Below are 17301 nucleotides of genomic sequence, written 5' to 3'. Positions count from 1 at the left end.
GAAGATCTCCAGCTCCGGCGTGGTCTCGCCGTCCCCCCGCCGGGCGGTCCGCAGTGACCTCGACCCCCGAGACGCGCATCGGTGACGCCACCCTCGGCAAGGCCGCGGACGAGAACTTCCCCGTGGCGCCCTTCTTCCTGCCCCGGGCCTGGCGCGACGACCTGATGGCGGTCTACGGCTTCGCCCGGCTCGTCGACGACATCGGCGACGGCGACCTCGCCCCCGGCGGCGCCGACGCCCGCCGACTCGGGCTGGAGCCGGAGCAGAGCGACGACCGCCTCGCCATGCTCGACGCCTTCGAGACCGATCTCCACCGGGTCTTCGCCACCACCGGTGAGGAGCCGCGCCACCCGCTGCTGCGCAACCTCCGCCCCACCGTGCGGCGCCGGGCGCTCACCCCCGAGCCCTTCCTCGGCCTGATCGAGGCCAACCGCCAGGACCAGAAGATCCGCCGCTACGGCACCTACGCCGATCTCGCCGCCTACTGCGAGCTCTCGGCCAACCCGGTCGGCCGCCTGGTCCTCGCCCTCACCGGCACCACGAGCCCGGAACGCGTCCGCCGCTCCGACGCGGTCTGCACGGCGCTCCAGATCGTCGAACATCTGCAGGACGTGGCCGAGGACCTGGAACGCGACCGGATCTATCTGCCCGCCGAGGACATGGAACGCTTCCGGGTCACCGAATCCGACCTGGCCGCACCCTCCGCCGGAGCCTCGGTGCGTGCCCTGATCGCGTACGAGGCCCAGCGTGCGAGCGCGTTGTTGAACGAAGGCCCCCCGTTGGTGGGCAGCGTCGACGGACGACTCAAGCTGCTCCTCGCCGGATTCGTCGCGGGCGGGCGCAGCGCGCTCACGGCGATCTCGGCCGCCGGGTTCGACGTACTGCCCGGACCGCCCAAGCCCACCAAGCCCAGCCTGCTGCGCGAAGTGGGATTCGTCTTGCGAAGAGCGCGTGGAGAGAGGTGAGCCGGACCGTGGAGGGACAGACGACGTACATGTCGCCGCCGGTGCAGGCCGCATACAGTTACTGCGAGGCCGTCACCGGACAGCAGGCCCGTAACTTCGCCTACGGCATCAGGCTGCTGCCGTACGAGAAGCGGCAGGCCATGTCGGCGCTGTACGCCTTCTCCCGTCGTGTCGACGACATCGGCGACGGGGAGCTGGACCCGGAGACCAAGCGGACCCGGCTGGAGAGCACCCGCGAACTGCTGGAGCGCATCCGCAAGGACGCGGTCGACGAGGACGACACCGACCCGGTGGCCGTCGCGCTCGCCGACGCCGCCCAGCGGTTCCCGCTGCCGCTCGGCGGGCTCGACGAGCTGATCGACGGCGTCCTGATGGACGTTCGAGGTGCGACCTACGAGACCTGGGACGACCTGAAGGCCTACTGCCGGTGCGTCGCCGGAGCCATCGGACGCCTCAGCCTCGGCGTCTTCGGCACCGCGCCGGGCGCCCGCGGGGCCGAGCGCGCCGCGGAGTACGCCGACACCCTCGGCCTCGCCCTCCAGCTCACCAACATCCTGCGCGACGTCCGCGAGGACGCCGGCAACGGGCGCACCTACCTGCCCGCCGACGACCTGGCCAAATTCGGCTGCTCGGCGGGGTTCCACCGGACCACCCCGCCCCCCGGCTCCGACTTCGCGGGCCTCATCCACTTCGAGGTCCGGCGCGCCCGCGCCCTGTTCGCCGAGGGCTACCGGCTGCTGCCGATGCTCGACCGCCGCAGCGGCGCCTGTGTCGCGGCGATGGCCGGGATCTACCGCCGCCTCCTCGACCGGATCGAACGCGACCCCGAGGCCGTGCTGCGTGGACGGGTCTCGCTGCCCGGCCACGAGAAGGCCTACGTCGCGGTGCGCGGTCTGTCCGGACTGGACGCCCGCCACATCTCGAAGCTCACCACCAGGGGGCGGGACTGATGCGTCTTCGTGGCTCCGGCTCCCGGGCGACCCTCCAGTGGCCCGACACGTCACCGACTGCGACGATCTCCAGGGTGAGGGCCCGGCAGAGCGCACCGAACCGGCGAGAGGGGAACGCGTGAACGACGAGAGCCCCCGCCCCGTCGCCGTCGTCGTGGGCGGCGGACTCGCCGGTGTCACGGCGGCGCTCCGCCTCGCCGACGCCGGACTCGACGTGACCCTCCTGGAAGGGCGGCCCCGCCTCGGCGGCCTCGCCTTCTCCTTCCAGCGCGGCGACCTCACCGTCGACAACGGCCAGCACGTCTATCTGCGCTGCTGCACCGGCTACCGCTGGTTCCTCGACCGGATCGACGCCGCCCACCTGGCACCGGTCCAGGACCGCCTCGACGTGCCCGTGCTGGACGTCGGCCGGGCCGCCGGGCCGCGTCTGGGACGGCTGCGGCGCACCGGCCTGCCCGTACCGCTGCACCTCGCCGGCGGACTCGCCGCCTATCCCCACCTCTCGCTCGCCGAGAAGGCGGGCGTGGGCCGCGCCGCCCTCGCGCTCGGCCGCCTGGACCCCGCCGACCCCGAGCTCGACCGCGTCGACTTCGCGACCTGGCTGCGGCGGCACGGCCAGTCGGAGCGCACGATCGAGGCCCTGTGGGACCTCGTCGGCGTCGCCACGCTGAACGCCACCGCCCCGAACGCCTCCATGGCCCTCGCGGCGAAGGTCTTCAAGACCGGCCTGCTCTCCGAGCCCGGAGCCGCCGACATCGGCTGGGCCACCGTGCCGCTCGGCGAGCTGCACGACACCCTGGCCCGCAAGGCCCTGGACACCGCGGGCGTCCGCACCGAACTGCGCGCCAAGGTCGGCTCCCTCACCCGCACCGAGGACGGCCGCTGGAGAGTCGAGACGGCGGGGGAGCGGATCACCGCCGACACCGTCGTACTGGCCGTGCCGCAGACCGAGACCCACGACCTGCTGCCCGCGGGCGCGCTGGACGAACCGGACCTGCTGCTCGACATCGCCTGCGCGCCCATCCTGAACGTGCACGTGATCTACGACCGCAAGGTGCTGCGCAGGCCGTTCTTCGCCGCGATCGGATCCCCGGTCCAGTGGGTCTTCGACCGGACCCACTCCTCGGGGCTGACGGGCCCCGGGCAGTATCTCGCGGTCTCGCAGTCCGCCGCCCAGGACGAGATCGACCTGCCCGTCGCCGAACTGCGCTCCCGCTACCTGCCCGAACTGGAACGGCTGCTCCCCGCCGCCCGCGGCGCGGGCATCCGCGACTTCTTCGTCACCCGGGAGCGCACCGCCACCTTCGCGCCCACCCCCGGCGTCGGGCGGCTGCGCCCCGGCCCCCGGACCCGGCTGTCCGGACTTCAGCTGGCGGGGGCCTGGACCGACACCGGCTGGCCCGCGACGATGGAGGGTGCCGTGCGCAGCGGCGCCGGCGCCGCCGACGCGGCGCTCCACGACCTCGGCCGCCCCCCAGGACATCCGCTGCAGGAGGCGGCATGAGCAGTACCACCGGAACAAGAGGAGAGTCTGTGACCCCGGCGAATCCGGCTTTCGACACCGTGGCGGACACCGCGGACGTCACCGCCCTTCTGGAGCGCGGACGAGCCCTGTCAGCGCCGGTCCTGCGGGCTGCCGTGGGCCGGCTCGCGCCGCCCATGGACACCGTCGCCGCCTACCACTTCGGCTGGATCGACGCGGAGGGGCAGCCCTCGGACGGCGACGGCGGCAAGGCCGTGCGCCCCGCGCTCGCCCTGCTGTCCGCCGAGGCGGCGGGGGCCCCCGCCGAGGCCGGCATCCCCGGCGCGGTGGCCGTCGAACTCGTGCACAACTTCTCGCTGCTGCACGACGACCTGATGGACGGCGACGAGCAGCGCCGCCACCGTGACACGGTCTGGAAGGTGCACGGCCCCGCCCAGGCGATCCTGGTCGGCGACGCGCTCTTCGCGCTCGCCTACGACCTGCTGCTGGAGCTCGGCACCGTCGAGGCGGGCCGTGCGGCCCGCCGGCTGACCACCGCCACCCGCAAGCTCATCGACGGGCAGGCCCAGGACATCTCCTACGAGCACCGCGAGCGGGTCACCGTCGAGGAGTGCCTGGAGATGGAGGGCAACAAGACCGGCGCCCTGCTGGCCTGCGCCGTCTCCATCGGCGCGGTGCTCGGCGGCGCCGACGACCGCACCGCCGACACCCTGGAGTCCTACGGCTACCACCTCGGCCTCGCCTTCCAGGCCGTCGACGACCTCCTCGGCATCTGGGGCGACCCGGAGGCCACCGGCAAGCAGACCTGGAGCGACCTGCGCCAGCGCAAGAAGTCCCTGCCCGTCGTCGCGGCGCTCGCCGCGGGCGGCGAGGCCTCCGACCGGCTGGGCGAACTGCTCGCCGCCGACGCCAAGAGCAACGACTTCGACAGCTTCTCCGAAGAGGAGTTCGCCGCCCGCGCGGCACTCATCGAGGAGGCGGGCGGCCGCGAGTGGACCGCCCAGGAAGCGCGTCGTCAGCACGGAAACGCCATCGAGGCGCTGCACGCCGTCGACATGCCCCACCGGGTGAGGGAACAGCTCACCGAGCTTGCCGACTTCGTGGTGGTACGAAAGAGATGACAACGCTTCGCATATGACTCGCAGTCGCCGGCCGGCGCCCCTCACCAGGCGCCGGCCGACGGTGACCCCAGCACAGCAGAGAACCGACTGCACGTAAGGGGAAGCTCATGACAGCGACGACCGACGGATCGACCGGGACCGCGAACCCCGAGGCCACGGCCCACGATCCGACCGACACGACAACCGCCGCGGACGACGTGACCGTCGCCGCGCGTCGGGCCGCGGAACGCTCGGTGGAGCACCTCCTCGGCAGGCAGGACGAGCAGGGCTGGTGGAAGGGCGACCTCGCCACCAACGTCACGATGGACGCCGAGGACCTGCTCCTGCGTCAGTTCCTCTCCATCCAGGACCCCGAGACCACCCGCGCGGCCGCCCTCTTCATCCGTGGCGAACAGCTCGGCGACGGCACCTGGAACACCTTCTACGGCGGACCGGGCGACCTTTCCGCCACGATCGAGGCGTACGTCGCGCTACGGCTGGCCGGGGACCGCCCCGACGAGCCGCACATGGCCCGCGCCTCCGGCTGGATCAGGGAACAGGGCGGCATCGCGGCCGCCCGCGTCTTCACCCGCATCTGGCTGGCGCTGTTCGGCTGGTGGAAGTGGGACGACCTCCCCGAGCTGCCGCCCGAGCTGATGTTCTTCCCCAAGTGGGTCCCGCTCAACATCTACGACTTCGGCTGCTGGGCCCGGCAGACCATCGTGCCGCTCACCATCGTCTCCGCCAAACGCCCGGTGCGCCCGGCGCCCTTCGCCCTGGACGAGCTGCACACCGACCCGGGCGACCCCAACCCGCCCAGGAAGCTTGCCCCGCCCGCCAGTTGGGACGGACTCTTCCAGCGCCTCGACAAAGGGCTGCACCTCTACCACAAGGTCGCCCCGCGCCCACTGCGCCGCATCGCGATGAACCTGGCCGCCCGCTGGATCATCGAGCGCCAGGAGAACGACGGTTGCTGGGGCGGGATCCAGCCGCCCGCCGTCTACTCCGTCATCGCCCTGCACCTGCTGGGCTACGACCTCGACCACCCGGTGATGAAGGCGGGCCTGGCCTCGCTCGACCGGTTCGCCGTCCGGCGCGAGGACGGCGCCCGCATGGTCGAGGCCTGCCAGTCGCCCGTCTGGGACACCTGCCTCGCCACCATCGCACTGGCCGACGCCGGACTCGGGGCCGACCACCCCGCCCTGGTGAAGGCCGCCGACTGGATGCTGGCCGAGGAGATCACCAGACCCGGCGACTGGTCGGTACGAAAGCCCGAACTCGCTCCAGGAGGCTGGGCGTTCGAGTTCCACAACGACAACTACCCGGACATCGACGACACCGCGGAAGTCGTCCTGGCGCTGCGCCGGGTGCGCCACCCCGACCCCGCCCGCATGCAGGCGGCCATCGATCGCGGGGTCCGCTGGAGCCTCGGGATGCAGTCCCGCAACGGTGCCTGGGGCGCGTTCGACGCCGACAACACCAGCCCCTTCCCCAACCGCCTGCCCTTCTGCGACTTCGGCGAGGTCATCGACCCGCCGTCGGCCGACGTCACCGGTCACGTCGTGGAGATGCTCGCCGTCGAAGGGCTCGCGAGCCACCCCCGTACCCGCGAGGGCATCGCGTGGCTGCTCGCCGAACAGGAGGCGTGCGGAGCCTGGTTCGGCCGCTGGGGCGTCAACTACGTGTACGGCACCGGGTCCGTGGTGCCCGCCCTGATCGCCGCCGGACTGCCCGCCGGGCATCCCGCGATCCGCCGGGCCGTCGCCTGGCTCGAGTCCGTCCAGAACGACGACGGCGGATGGGGCGAGGACCTGCGCTCCTACCAGGAGGAGAAGTGGATCGGGCACGGCGAGTCCACCGCCTCCCAGACCGCCTGGGCGCTCCTCGCGCTCCTCGCCGCCGGCCGCCGCGACACCCGCCCCGTCGCCCGCGGCGTCACCTGGCTGACCGCGGCGCAGCAGGCAGACGGTTCCTGGGACGAGCCGTATTTCACCGGGACCGGCTTCCCCTGGGACTTCTCCATCAACTACCACCTCTACCGCCAGGTCTTCCCTCTCACCGCCCTCGGACGCTATGTGTACGGCGACCCGTTCGCCGACCGCGCGACCGCCGCCGAGGGGGCCTGATGGGTGATCCGAGACGGCCGGGGAGCCTCGCGACGCCCCTGCTGGTCGCCTGCGCTCTGGGCATCGAGCAGGTGGCCCTGCGCAGCGGCAGGGGCGTTCCGGGCCCGGTCCGGGTCGTGCGCACCGGGATGGGCCCCCGGGCGGCGGAGGCGGCCGTGGCGCGCCTCCTGGGCCCCGGGGGGATTCCCGACGCCGCCGTCATCGCCTCCGGCTTCTGCGCCGGCCTCGCCCCGGGGATGCACCCCGGGGACCTCGTCGTCGCCGAGGAGACCCGGGACGCGGACGGCACCACACCCTGCACGGGCACCGGCGTCCTGGTCGCCGCGCTCGCCAGGGCCGTTCCGGGCCGCAGGGTCCACACCGGCCCGCTGACCGGCTCCGACCACGTCGTACGGGGCTCCGAGCGGGCCGCGCTGCGGGCGGGCGGGGCCGTCGCGGTGGACATGGAGTCCGCCGCGACGCTGCGTACCGCCCTGTGTCACGGGCCGCGCCCGGTTGCGGCCGTCCGGGTGGTCGTGGACGCTCCAGAGCATGAGCTCGTCCGTATCGGCACCGTACGCGGTGGAATATCGGCTTTCCGCGTTCTTCGTTCCGTCCTTCCGGCTTTCTACGAATGGCACCGATCCTTAACGCTCCCCAGGAGGTGAGCTAGATGGCCATGCCGCTCCGTCAGTCCATCAAGGTTGCGACGTATCTCCTCGAACAGAAGCTCCGCAAGCGTGAGAAGTTCCCACTGATCGTCGAGCTGGAGCCGTTGTTCGCCTGCAACCTCGCCTGCGAGGGGTGCGGGAAGATCCAGCACCCGGCCGGTGTCCTGAAGCAGCGCATGCCGGTCGCCCAGGCGGTGGGCGCGGTGCTCGAATCCGGCGCCTCGATGGTGTCCATCGCCGGTGGCGAACCGTTGATGCACCCCCAGATCGACGAGATCGTGCGTCAGCTCGTCGCCAGGAAAAAGTACGTCTTCCTCTGCACCAACGCGATGCTGATGCGGAAGAAGCTCGACAAGTTCACCCCGTCCCCGTACTTCGCCTTCGCCGTGCACATCGACGGACTGCGCGAGCGGCACGACGAGTCGGTCGCCAAGGAAGGCGTCTTCGACGAGGCAGTCGCCGCGATGAAGGAGGCCAAGCGGCGCGGCTTCCGGGTCACCACCAACTCCACCTTCTTCAACACCGACACCCCGCAGACCATCATCGAGGTCCTCAACTACCTCAACGACGACCTGCACGTCGACGAGATGATGATCTCTCCCGCCTACGCCTACGAGAAGGCCCCCGACCAGGAGCACTTCCTCGGCGTCGAGCAGACCCGCGAGCTGTTCAAGAAGGCCTTCGCGGGTGGCAACCGGGCCCGCTGGCGGCTCAACCACTCACCGCTCTTCCTGGACTTCCTGGAGGGCAAGGCGGACTTCGCGTGCACCGCGTGGGCGATCCCCAACTACTCGCTCTTCGGCTGGCAGCGCCCCTGCTACCTGATGAACGACGGCTACGTACCGACGTACCGTCAGCTCATCGAGGAGACCGACTGGGAGAAGTACGGCCGGGGCAAGGACCCTCGCTGCGCCAACTGCATGGCGCACTGCGGCTACGAGCCCACGGCGGTGCTCGCCACGATGGGGTCCCTGAAGGAATCCCTGCGCGCGGCGCGGGAGACCATCAGCAGCAACCGCTGAGGCGGTGTCCGACGAGGTACGGCCGGCCGCCACGGTTCTCCCGGGGCGGCCGGCCCCCATGGCGCAGCACACCCGAAGGGAAGAGCGGGCGATGACGGACGGCGGATCCCAGGGCTTCGACCTGGCTCGGCTCCTCGCCGAGCGCGGGGCCGAACGGTACGACCTGCACGCACGCCACCTCAACCACCAGCTGCCGCGCATGCTGCACACCCTCGGCTTCGACAAGGTCTACGAGCGGGCCGAGGGCGCGTACTTCTGGGACGCGGAGGGCGACGACTACCTCGACATGCTCGCCGGGTTCGGCGTCATGGGCCTCGGCCGTCACCACCCCGTCGTCCGTCAGGCCCTGCACGACGTCCTGGATGCCCAGCTCGCCGACCTCACCCGCTTCGACTGCCAGCCGCTGCCCGGACTGCTCGCCGAGAAGCTCCTCGCCCACAGCCCCCACCTGGACCGCGTCTTCTTCGGGAACAGCGGCACGGAGGCGGTCGAGACGGCGCTGAAATTCGCCCGCTACGCCACCGGGAAGCCACGGGTCCTCTACTGCGACCACGCCTTCCACGGGCTCACCACCGGCTCCCTCTCGGTCAACGGGGAGAGCGGCTTCCGCGACGGCTTCGCCCCCCTGCTGCCGGACACGGCCGTCCCGCTCGGCGACCTGGAAGCGCTGCGCCGCGAGCTGAAGCGGGGGGACGTCGCGGCCCTGGTCGTGGAGCCGATCCAGGGGAAGGGCGTGCACGCCACGCCGCCGGGCTATCTGCGGGGGGCGCAGGAGCTGCTGCACCGGCACAAGGCGCTCCTGATCGTCGACGAGGTGCAGACGGGCCTCGGCCGGACCGGGGACTTCTACGCCTACCAGCACGAGGAGGGGGTGGAGCCCGATCTGGTGTGCGTCGCCAAGGCGCTCTCCGGCGGTTATGTGCCCGTCGGGGCGACCCTCGGCAAGGACTGGATCTTCCGCAAGGTCTACTCCTCGATGGACCGGGTCCTCGTCCACTCCGCGAGCTTCGGCTCCAACGCCCAGGCGATGGCGGCCGGGCTCGCCGTCCTGACGGTGATGGAGGACGAGGAGACCGTCGCCAACGCCCGGCGCACCGGCGACCTGCTGTGCGAGCGGCTGGCGGCCCTGGTGGACCGCTACGAGCTGCTGCACGAGGTCCGCGGGCGCGGGCTGATGATCGGCATCGAGTTCGGCAGGCCGTCCTCGCTCAAGCTCCGCAGCCGCTGGACCATGCTCCAGGCGGCCCGCAAGGGCCTCTTCGCGCAGATGGTCGTGGTGCCACTGCTCCAGAAGCACCGGATCCTCACCCAGGTCTCCGGCGACCACCTGGAAGTGATCAAGCTGATCCCGCCGCTGGTCATCGGGGACGCGGAGGTGGACCGTTTCGTGGCGGCCTTCACGTCCGTCATGGACGACGCGCACAGCGGGGGCGGACTCATGTGGGACTTCGGCCGGACGCTGGTCAAGCAGGCCGTGGCCCACCGCTGACCGACTTCCGCGAGGGAAACGAGGAAATTGCCTCTGAGGCAAGTAATTTGCCTCAGAGGAAAGATCCTGGCCCAATGGAGCCATGAACCCTCCGGACGAAGGGGTGCCGGACGAGCTCCCCGGCGTCGCACCCCGACTGCGCGACCTGCGCCGCGATCGCGGCCTCACCCTGGAGACCGCCGCCGGCCGGGCCGGGCTCTCCCCGGCCCATCTCTCCCGGCTGGAGACCGGCCGCAGGCAGCCCTCGCTGCCGATGCTGCTGGGCCTGGCCCGCATCTACGGTACGACGGTCTCCGAGCTGCTCGGCGAGCAGCCGCCCGAACGGGACGCGATCGTCCGCGGCGGCGGCTTCGAGGGGGCGGAGGCCGACGGCTGGATGTACCGGCAGGCAGGCGGATCCGGTCGCGCCATGCAGGCGCTGCGGGTGCGCGTTCCGTACGGGGCCCAGGGCGACCTGGTCCGGGTCCATCCCGGCGAGGAGTGGCTGTACGTCCTGGAGGGGCGGCTGCGGATCGGGCTCGGCGACACCGTCCATGACCTCGAACCCGGCGACAGCGCCCACTTCGACTCGCTCACCCCGCACCGGATCGCGGCCATCGACCGCTGCGGCGCGGAGCTGCTCTTCGTCCACTCCCTGCTGCAGAGCCCCGCCGCCGAGCTGTGCCTCGGCAACGCCCTCCACGCGCGCTGAACCGGCCGTCCCCGCCGGCTCCATCCTTCGCTCCACCGGCCGCGAGGCCGACAGAGAGGACCGTCATGTCCGATTCCGAGCACTACGACCCGCTGGGCCCCGGCCGCCGCCCGAACGAGGACCCGCAGGAGAAGCGGATGCCGCGCGGCGTCATCATCCGCCTCTTCGCCTACCTGGTGGCGGGCCACGTCATCGCGGGCTTCCTCTACCTGCTCTTCGTGGTGGCCGGGAGCAAGTGACGGCGGGCGGACGACCGGCCGCCCCGGGCGGCCGCCTCCCGTCCGGGTCAGGCCTGGTCGAGCAGGCGCTCGCGCAGCCGCTCCCGGGTCTCGGGGGAGACCTTCAGCCCCTCCGACAGGTAGCGGTCCGTCGTTCCCCAGCTCTCCTCGATGGCCGTGAAGGCCGCCGCGAGGTAGGCGGGCCGCGCCCCGAAGAGCGGGTCCAGCAGCTCCAGCACCTCGGGCGACATGTCGGTGCCGGACGCGTCGGAGCGCTTCAGGGCGTAGCGGCGGCGGAGGTCGTCGGACTTGAGGTAGTCCTCCTCGATCGCTTCCGGCTCGACGCCGACCGCCAGCAGGGCGACCGCGATCGAGAGACCGGCCCGGTCCTTGCCCGCCGCGCAGTGCATCAGGGCGGGGACGCTGTCCTCGGCCAGGGAGTGCAGCACCCGGCTGTGCTCGGCGGTGCGGTCCAGGATCGTCGCGCGGTACATACGGATCATGCGGTCGACGCCCTTGCCGTTCGCGAGGACCGAGCGCAGCTGCTCGATGTTTCCGTCGCTCACCAGCCGCCAGAACTCGGCGCCGTCCGCCGGGTCCGAGAGCGGAATGCTGACATTGCGGACACCGGCCAGCTCGATGTCGTACCCGTCGAGCCGGTGGTCGGCGGAGTGGCGGAAGTCGAAGATCGTGTGCAGCCCGAGCCCGCCGAGGAAAGCCGCGTCCTCGGCCGTGGCGTGCGCCAGGTGACCGCTCCGGTAGAGCCGCCCGAAGGCGGTGCGCCGTCCGTCCGCGGTGGGGAGCCCGCCCACATCGCGGAAGTTGCGGACTCCGGTCAGCACGGTCTCTGTCGGCGGGACCTGCGGCACCTGTTGCGTCACGGTGGCTCCTGGGATCTCTGGCGTCGGCGCGGCTCGCCGGCGAGGGCGCTCCCGTGACGATACGACATCGATTCGACGGAAAATCATCACGGTCGAGAGCTCCGGTGCGGGGTGCCGAGACGTCCGGGCTGACCCAGTGTCAGGAGGGGGGTCGGCCCAATGTCCGTATTGGTGCATTTCGCAGAACATGCCCCGCTAATGGGGGAGATGGGATTTCGGAGGTGAGCGGGATCATATCCGTGACGGTCCGTGGTGAGTGCGCCCCGAGGCATTCCCGTTGCCCGCACGGAAATCCAAGATCCGTAATCCACGGAGTGTGACGGGAATTCCGGGTCGATAGTGAACCGATGATTCCGGCGAGCAACCGATGGCTTGTTCAGCTCGTCCTGACTCGTTTACGGTCGCCGCAATCCGGACGGACCGCCTAATCCTGCCGCCGCCCGGAATTCGCACCCACCCACTCACGCGTGGCAGGAGCGGGGGAACCAGGTAAGCCGCCGATCCGGAGCGATCCGGACCGGCTCGGGGTGAAGTCGCCGCAACGCGACCGGGCATCTCCAGCCCGAACCCGACAGCTCACCTCGCAGGCGCCGGAGAGGAACTTCCCATGCCCGCAAAGGGTAAGCACCGTCGTCCGAAGTCCGGCCCGATCTCCCGCGGCGTCCTCGTCGCAGGGACCGGCGGCGCCGCACTCGCCCTCCCGCTCATCGGGGCCACCGTCGCGAACGCGGCGGACCAGGCCGCTCCGGCCGTGAAGCCCGCCGCCGCCTCGGTCGCCGCCGCGCACACCGTCCCGGCCACCGCCCCCGCCGCGTCGAAGACCGCCCCGAAGACGTACGCCGTCGTCTCCGGCGACTACCTGGCGAAGATCGCGGCCGAGCACCAGCTCAAGGGCGGGTGGGAGAAGCTCTACCAGGACAACCGCTCCACCGTCGGCGAGAACCCCGGCCTGATCCACCCGGGCATGAAGCTGACCCTCGGCGCCAAGGGCTCCGAGCCGGCCGAGAAGTCCGCGGCCCCCGAGGCCGCCCCGAAGAAGGCCGCACCGGCGCCGAAGGCCGCGCCTAAGGAGGCCCCGAAGGCCGACACCGTCTCCGCCGACGACTCCGAGGGCTCCGGCAGCACGTCGGGGACCGGCTCCTCCGAGGCCACCGGCTCCGGCTGGTCCGCCCCGCTGGCCAGCGCCAACGTCACCACCCAGTACCGGGCTTCCGGCGCCAGCTGGTCCAGCGGCTACCACACCGGCTCGGACTTCCAGGCCGCCTCCGGCACCCCCGTACTCGCCATCGGTCCGGGCACCGTCGTCTCGGCCGGCAACAGCGGCTCCTACGGCAACGAGGTCGTCATCCAGCACGAGGACGGCATGTACTCCCAGTACGCCCACCAGTCCTCGCTCAACGTCTCCGTCGGCCAGACCGTCACCGGGGGCCAGCAGATCGGCCTCTCCGGCTCCACCGGCAACTCCACCGGACCGCACCTGCACTTCGAGGTCCGCACCGGCCCGAGCTACGGCTCGGACATCGACCCGATCGCGTACCTGCGTCAGCACGGCGTCTCCGTCTGACGTCTCCGTCCAGGGTCGCCGTTTCCGACCGGACGCGGCGAGAAGTGATCGAGGGGCGGTGCGCGGCGGCGCACCGCCCCTCCACTTATTCCGGCTTTACCAAAAACTGACCGGGTGGTCTATCTCACCACCCGTCAACCCCGTATTACGGTCGCGTAGGTCACATCGCACGATGCAGGATAAGTGCTTGTGGCAGACGATTCGAGAAACAACCGGCAGCACACCATCGGGTCGTACGCGGCGATTGGCGACAGTTTCACCGAGGGCGTCGGCGACCCCGGCCCCGACGGGACGTATCTCGGCTGGGCGGACCGCTTCGCGGTGCTCCTCGCCGACCGGCTCCCGGCCCCCGAGGGGGCGACCGGCCCCCTGGACTACTTCCGCTACGCCAATCTCGCCGTACGAGGACGTCTCCTCGACCAGATCGTCGAGGAGCAGGTCCCGCGCGCCAAGGAACTGGCCCCCGACCTGGTCAGCTTCTGCGCGGGCGGCAACGACATCATCCGGCCCGGCACCGACCCCGACGACCTCGCCGAGCGCTTCGAGCGGGCGGTCGCCGACCTGAGCAACGCCGTCGGCACGGTCATGGTCACCACCGGCTTCGACACCCGGGGCGTTCCGGTGCTGCGCCACATGCGCGGCAAGATCGCCACGTACAACGTCCACCTGCGGGCCATCGCCGACCGCTACCACTGCCCCGTGCTGGACCTGTGGTCGCTGCGTTCCGTGCAGGACCGGCGCGCGTGGGACAGCGACCGGCTGCACCTGTCGCCCGAGGGCCACACCCGCGTGGCGCTGCGCGCCGCCCAGGTCCTCGGCCACGAGGTGCCCGCCGACCCCGACCAGCCCTGGCCGCCGCAGGCCCAGCGCAGACCCTTCGACGCACGGCGCGACAACATCCAGTGGGCCCGCGAATACCTCGTGCCCTGGATCGGCCGACGGCTGCGCGGAGAGTCCTCCGGCGACCACGTCGGGGCGAAGCGCCCGGACCTCCTGCCGCTGTAGCCGTCGAACCGGTCAGGGCTCCAGCAGGGGAAGCGCACGCCGGGACGGGCCCGGCACCACGAGCCCGTCCGGCGGCGTGCCCCCGCCCCGGGGGTGGGCTGCCGGTATCCGCTCCAGGACACCGCCCGCGAACACGTCGTACAACGGCAGCGACTCCAGATGCACATAGCCGATGTGGCAGTCGCACACGGCGAGCGGACAGGCCCGCGGGCCGAGCGCCCGGCGGTAGCTGCCGTCGTAGAGATTGCCCAGCTCCGCCTTGACGAAGTGACAGCGCCGCACCGTGCCGTCCCCGTCCACCGAGATCACCGACTCGCCCGTCCGGCAGGGCAGCCCCGCCGAACGGTGCGGATCACGGCTGTAGGGGAACAACGGATCCAGCTCCGTCCACCGCGCCGCCTCCTCGTCGGTGTAGGTGTGTCCCTCGGCGGCGTTCACCCAGAGATAGACCTCCTCCGGCAGCGCCGCCCGCAACCGCCGGGCCTCCTCCAGATGGGCGTCGAAGCCCACCACCCCCACGCTGTGGCGGATCCCCTTCGCGGACAGCTCCCGACACTTGCCCAGGAACCGTTCGTACGGTGTCTGCCCCGGGTGGTAGGTGCACCAGAGCGCGATCCGCTCCGGATCGGCGTCGGCCAGCCAGTCGGTGCGACCGCTCAGGTTCGTCTGGATCGCCACCCGCCCGATGTGCGGCAGCCGGGAGAGATCGGTCAGCGCCCGCCGGTACCAGGAGCGCACCAGGCCCTCGCCCCACGGGGTGAACAGCACGGACAACCGGTCACCGGTCCGCTCCGCGGCCCAGCCGGTGAACCGCTCCAGCGCCTCCCGGTCCGCCGTGAGCTGCGCGCGGCTGTCCCGCCGCTTGGCGAACGGGCAGTACGGACAGTCGTAGTCGCAGGAGGCGAGCGGGCCCCGGTAGAGAATCGTCAGGTCCATGGCCCCGTCACTTCCGCTCGTACGCGGCCATCGCGGACCGCACCCCGGGGGAGAACAGCGCGGGACCCAGCGCGTCGGAGTGGGCGAGGCCCGACGGGGACAGCCTCAGCAGACCGTCGGGCGCCGACGCGTCCAGCCAGCCACGGGCCGCGAACCCCGCCAGCTCGGCCGGGAAGTCCGCGCCCGGATCCGTGCCGAACCGTGCCCGGTAGTCCGCCACCGGCAGCCCCGCCGCCTGGAGCAGCGACTGCAGCAGATGCCGCCGCCGCGCCTCGTCCGCGTCGACGTACCGGCCCACCTCGGCCCGCGAGAAATCCTCGGCGGCGGTGAACCGGTCGATGATCGACCGGATCTCCCGCATGTCCACCGCGTAGTCGAAGGAGTAGTGCAGGGCCGCCGTGTACGAACGGGCACCGCAGCCGAGGCCGATCATGCCGTCGGTCTGGCAGGCGTAGTCCTCGGGACCCTCCTGCTCCCGCGGTCCGTCGGACCGCCGGAACATCCGCATCGACACCTGCTCGTAGCCGTGCGCCAGCAGATGGTCCCGCCCCACCGCGTACAGCCGCAGCCGCTGCTCGTCCCAGGCGGTCTGCACCGCCTCCGCCTCGGCGCCGGTGGCCGCGCCCAGGCGGTGCAGACCCGTGAGCGGGCGGACGTACAGCGGATAGAGATACAGCTCCTCCGGACGCCAGGCCAGCGCCGCGTCCAGCGAGGAGCGCCAGCTGCGCTCGGTCTGCCCGTCGATGCCGTAGATCAGGTCGATGTTCAGCACCGGGATCCGGGCCTCGCGGATCCGGCCGAGCGCCGCCTCCACATCGGCGCGGCGCTGCGGACGGACAGCCGCCCGCGCCTCCTCGTCCACGAAACTCTGCACACCGATGCTGATCCGCGTCGTGCCCCGGTCGGCCAGCACCGCCAGCCGGTCCGCCGTCGCCGTGGACGGGGACGTCTCCACCGACAGCGGCACCGAGCGCAGGTCGGCGCCCATCCGTTTCTCCGCCATGTCGCAGAGCCGCTCCAGCTCACCCGCGGTCAGGAACGTCGGCGTGCCGCCCCCGAACGCCGCCGCGGCGAACCGCACCGGCTCCTCGTCGCCCAGCGCGTCCCGCACGGCGACGGCCTGCCGCTCCAACGCGTCCAGATAGCGCGTCGTCAGCTCCTCTGGCGCGCCGATCCGGGTGAAGAGGTTGCAGAAGCCGCAGCGGACCTCGCAGAACGGTATGTGGAGGTAGAGGGAGAGCGCGTCCTTGGGCTCCGCCGCCCACAGCGACCGCAGCGAAGGGCGGTCCTCCAACGGCCGGTAGGCCGTCTTGTGCGGATAGGCGTAGACGTAACTCTCGTACGGCCGGACGGCGGTGGCCGCTTCGGCGGCGACGGTGGTGGTGGTCATCGGGCGGCCCCCGGGGCGAGCGGTGCGGGTGGTTCGAGGAAGAAGTGGGCGTACGGGACGGTCCAGACGGCCGGGTGGCCGAGCCGGTGACCGGTGTAACCGTCGTCGCCGTAGGCCGTGCCGTGGTCCGAACAGACGACGGCGAAGCACCGGCGACGGCTGCTCGCCGCGGCGAAGAGCCGACCGATGTGCCGGTCCACGTACTCCAGGGCCGCCGCGTGCGTGGCCCGGGAGTCACCCGCCTCACGGGTCGCCCCGGGCAGATGGAACCAGTTCGGCTGATGCAGGGCGGACACGTTGACGAAGAGAAACAGCCGCTGTTCCCGGGGGAGCGCCGCGACGACCTGCTCCGCCCGGGCGACCTGTTCCTCGAACGAGGTGGGCGAGGCGACGCCGAAGCCCGGTTCCCAGTGGCTCTCCTGGAACATCCCGGGCAGCACCGATCCGAGCGGCCCCTGCCGGTCGAAGAAGCCGACCCCGCCGACGCACACCGTGCGGTAGCCCTCGGCGGCCAGCCCCGACACCAGATCAGGCGTGTCGAACACGAACGTGCCGTCCGCCGTCGTCTCGCTTCCCGCGAACCGCGCCGCGAACAACCGGGGGTGCGGTCCCGGGGAGGCGGGCGTCGGCAGGAATCCGGCGAACATCGCCTGGTGCGAGGCGTAGGTGAAGCTGCCCGGAGCATGCCGCTCCTCCCAACCGCCCCCGGGCAGATGCCGGGCGAGGTTGGGCAGCCGCCCGGCGGCCGCCAGCTCGACGGCGACGTCGTGGCGCAGGGTGTCCAGGGTGACCAGCAGCAGATCGTGGCTTCCCACGACCTCGCCCATGTCG

Annotated in this window: 16 protein-coding genes and 1 riboswitch; of the genes, 12 read left to right on the top strand and 4 right to left on the bottom strand. The window is 71.7% G+C overall.

All coding sequences use genetic code 11. The features are described 5' to 3' along the window. Window positions 1–53: 53 nt before the first annotated feature. The 10 genes from hpnC (at window position 54) to AC3CH1_RS03775 (ending at window position 10715) form a co-directional block, all read left to right on the top strand. Window positions 54–965 (top strand): squalene synthase HpnC, encoded by a 912-nt coding sequence (hpnC, locus tag AC3CH1_RS03820; protein WP_488461548.1) that lies wholly within the window; start codon window positions 54–56, stop codon window positions 963–965. Between the two features lie 29 nt (window positions 966–994). Continuing rightward, complete coding sequence (gene hpnD / locus AC3CH1_RS03815) at window positions 995–1915, top strand: presqualene diphosphate synthase HpnD (protein WP_488462137.1); 921 nt, start codon at window positions 995–997, stop codon at window positions 1913–1915. 118 nt (window positions 1916–2033) lie between these two features. Then, window positions 2034–3419 (top strand): hydroxysqualene dehydroxylase HpnE, encoded by a 1386-nt coding sequence (hpnE, locus tag AC3CH1_RS03810; protein ID WP_488461547.1) that lies wholly within the window; start codon window positions 2034–2036, stop codon window positions 3417–3419. Next, window positions 3416–4519, top strand: a complete 1104-nt coding sequence (locus AC3CH1_RS03805) for a polyprenyl synthetase family protein (protein WP_488461546.1) — start codon at window positions 3416–3418, stop codon at window positions 4517–4519. Before hpnE ends, AC3CH1_RS03805 begins: the two co-directional genes overlap by 4 nt. A gap of 107 nt (window positions 4520–4626) precedes the next feature. After that, window positions 4627–6624: a squalene--hopene cyclase gene (shc, locus tag AC3CH1_RS03800; RefSeq protein ID WP_488461545.1), complete on the top strand. Its 1998-nt coding sequence runs from the start codon at window positions 4627–4629 to the stop codon at window positions 6622–6624. Further along, on the top strand, window positions 6624–7271 hold the full coding sequence (locus tag AC3CH1_RS03795) for a phosphorylase family protein (protein WP_488461544.1): 648 nt from the start codon (window positions 6624–6626) through the stop codon (window positions 7269–7271). The genes shc and AC3CH1_RS03795 overlap by 1 nt, the downstream gene beginning before the upstream one ends. A gap of 5 nt (window positions 7272–7276) precedes the next feature. Further along, complete coding sequence (gene hpnH / locus AC3CH1_RS03790) at window positions 7277–8296, top strand: adenosyl-hopene transferase HpnH (RefSeq protein WP_488461543.1); 1020 nt, start codon at window positions 7277–7279, stop codon at window positions 8294–8296. A 91-nt stretch (window positions 8297–8387) separates the two neighbouring features. Next, a complete protein-coding gene (locus AC3CH1_RS03785) occupies window positions 8388–9785 on the top strand; it encodes an aspartate aminotransferase family protein (RefSeq protein WP_488461542.1) in 1398 nt (465 codons plus the stop codon). Between the two features lie 82 nt (window positions 9786–9867). Beyond that, window positions 9868–10476, top strand: coding sequence for a helix-turn-helix domain-containing protein (locus AC3CH1_RS03780; RefSeq protein WP_453339235.1), 609 nt, complete (start codon window positions 9868–9870; stop codon window positions 10474–10476). Window positions 10477–10541: 65 nt separating this feature from the next. Further along, the gene (locus tag AC3CH1_RS03775) at window positions 10542–10715 is read left to right on the top strand and encodes a DUF6126 family protein (protein WP_018955417.1); all 174 of its coding nucleotides are present in this window, start codon (window positions 10542–10544) and stop codon (window positions 10713–10715) included. A 47-nt stretch (window positions 10716–10762) separates the two neighbouring features. Here AC3CH1_RS03775 and AC3CH1_RS03770 read toward each other — a convergent pair whose 3' ends face one another. Next, window positions 10763–11575 (bottom strand): tyrosine-protein phosphatase, encoded by an 813-nt coding sequence (locus tag AC3CH1_RS03770; protein ID WP_488461541.1) that lies wholly within the window; start codon window positions 11573–11575, stop codon window positions 10763–10765. Between the two features lie 444 nt (window positions 11576–12019). Then, window positions 12020–12180: riboswitch (cyclic di-AMP (ydaO/yuaA leader) on the top strand. A 2-nt stretch (window positions 12181–12182) separates the two neighbouring features. Between AC3CH1_RS03770 and AC3CH1_RS03765 the strand changes: the two genes are divergently transcribed. Continuing rightward, entirely contained in the window at window positions 12183–13139 is a 957-nt protein-coding gene (locus tag AC3CH1_RS03765; protein WP_488461540.1) for a M23 family metallopeptidase, read from the top strand. Window positions 13140–13328: 189 nt separating this feature from the next. Next, entirely contained in the window at window positions 13329–14144 is an 816-nt protein-coding gene (locus tag AC3CH1_RS03760; RefSeq protein WP_488461539.1) for an SGNH/GDSL hydrolase family protein, read from the top strand. Window positions 14145–14156: 12 nt separating this feature from the next. Here the strand turns inward: AC3CH1_RS03760 and AC3CH1_RS03755 are convergent, their stop codons facing one another. Genes AC3CH1_RS03755 through AC3CH1_RS03745 form a run of 3 tightly spaced genes read right to left on the bottom strand, consistent with a single transcriptional unit; the run spans window position 14157 to window position 17297 of the window. Beyond that, a complete protein-coding gene (locus AC3CH1_RS03755) occupies window positions 14157–15080 on the bottom strand; it encodes an STM4011 family radical SAM protein (protein ID WP_488461538.1) in 924 nt (307 codons plus the stop codon). 7 nt (window positions 15081–15087) lie between these two features. Further along, complete coding sequence (locus AC3CH1_RS03750; protein WP_488461537.1) at window positions 15088–16470, bottom strand: STM4012 family radical SAM protein; 1383 nt, start codon at window positions 16468–16470, stop codon at window positions 15088–15090. Continuing rightward, complete coding sequence (locus tag AC3CH1_RS03745) at window positions 16467–17297, bottom strand: STM4013/SEN3800 family hydrolase (protein WP_488462136.1); 831 nt, start codon at window positions 17295–17297, stop codon at window positions 16467–16469. The genes AC3CH1_RS03750 and AC3CH1_RS03745 overlap by 4 nt, the downstream gene beginning before the upstream one ends. Between the last annotated feature and the right edge of the window lie 4 nt (window positions 17298–17301).

Source organism: Streptomyces sp. MGP-P1, from assembly GCF_057766565.1.
The sequence above is the reverse complement of the archived record's forward strand: the minus strand, read 5'-3'. Positions and strand labels throughout refer to the sequence as shown.